Annotated in this window: 1 rRNA gene; it reads right to left on the reverse strand. The window is 54.8% G+C overall.

Annotated features, from left to right (window positions below):
* Positions 1 to 1,757: ribosomal RNA gene (locus GGR02_RS17210) — 23S ribosomal RNA — on the reverse strand; the annotation flags it as partial.

A 1,757-nucleotide genomic window follows, 5' to 3' on the forward strand; every position in this document is an offset into this window, starting at 1 on the left:
TAAGCGCTCCCCTTAACCTTCCAGCACCGGGCAGGTGTCAGCCCCTATACTTCGCCTTTCGGCTTCGCAGAGACCTGTGTTTTTGTTAAACAGTCGCTTGGGCCTTTTCACTGCGGCTCTCTCGGGCTTTGCACCCATGAGAGCACCCCTTCTCCCGAAGTTACGGGGTCATTTTGCCGAGTTCCTTAACGAGAGTTCTCCCGCGCACCTTAGGATTCTCTCCTCGCCTACCTGTGTCGGTTTGCGGTACGGGCACCTCTCTCCTCGCTAGAGGCTTTTCTTGGCAGTGTGGAATCAGGAACTTCGGTACTATTTTTCCCTCGCCGTCACAGCTCAGCCTACTCAAGCGGATTTGCCTACTTGAGGCGCCTAACTGCTTGGACGCGCACAACCAGTCGCGCGCTTGCCCTATCCTCCTGCGTCCCCCCATCGCTCAAACGGAGAGGAGGTGGTACAGGAATCTCTACCTGTTGTCCATCGCCTACGCCTTTCGGCCTCGGCTTAGGTCCCGACTAACCCTGAGCGGACGAGCCTTCCTCAGGAAACCTTAGGCTTTCGGTGCAGAGGATTCTCACCTCTGTTTTCGCTACTCATACCGGCATTCTCACTTCTAAGCGCTCCACCGGTCCTTCCGGTCCGGCTTCTCTGCCCTTAGAACGCTCCCCTACCGATGACGTCAGTCATCCCACAGCTTCGGTGATACGTTTAGCCCCGGTACATTTTCGGCGCAGAGTCACTCGACCAGTGAGCTATTACGCACTCTTTAAATGGTGGCTGCTTCTAAGCCAACATCCTGGTTGTCTGGGCAACTCCACATCCTTTTCCACTTAACGTATACTTTGGGACCTTAGCTGGTGATCTGGGCTGTTTCCCTTTTGACCACGGATCTTATCACTCGTAGTCTGACTCCCAAGCATAAGTCATTGGCATTCGGAGTTTGACTGAGTTCGGTAACCCGATGAGGGCCCCTAGCCCAATCAGTGCTCTACCTCCAAGACTCTTCACTTGAGGCTAGCCCTAAAGCTATTTCGGGGAGAACCAGCTATCTCCAAGTTCGATTGGCATTTCACCCCTACCCACACCTCATCCCCGCACTTTTCAACGTGCGTGGGTTCGGGCCTCCAGTAGGTGTTACCCTACCTTCACCCTGGACATGGGTAGATCACCTGGTTTCGGGTCTACGGCGACGTACTATACGCCCTATTCAGACTCGCTTTCGCTGCGGCTCCGTCTTTTCGACTTAACCTCGCACGCCACCGTAACTCGCCGGTTCATTCTACAAAAGGCACGCCATCACGCATGAATGCGCTCTGACTACTTGTAGGCACACGGTTTCAGGTTCTCTTTCACTCCCCTCCCGGGGTGCTTTTCACCTTTCCCTCACGGTACTGGTTCACTATCGGTCACTAGGGAGTATTTAGCCTTGGGAGATGGTCCTCCCTGCTTCCGACGGGATTTCACGTGTCCCGCCGTACTCAGGATCCACTCAGGAGGGAACGAAGTTTCGACTACAGGGCTGTTACCTCCTCTGGCGGGCCTTTCCAGACCGCTTCGTCTACTCCGTTCCTTTGTCACTCCGTATTGAGTGTCCTACAACCCCAAGAGGCACGCCTCTTGGTTTGGGCTTCTCCCGTTTCGCTCGCCGCTACTCAGGGAATCGCGTTTGCTTTCTTCTCCTCCGGGTACTTAGATGTTTCAGTTCCCCGGGTATGCCCTCCATACGCTATGGATTCACGTATGGATACTGCCCCATTACG

Origin of the sequence: Anoxybacteroides voinovskiense, assembly GCF_014196205.1 — a bacterium.
Taxonomy (GTDB): domain Bacteria; phylum Bacillota; class Bacilli; order Bacillales; family Anoxybacillaceae; genus Anoxybacteroides; species Anoxybacteroides voinovskiense.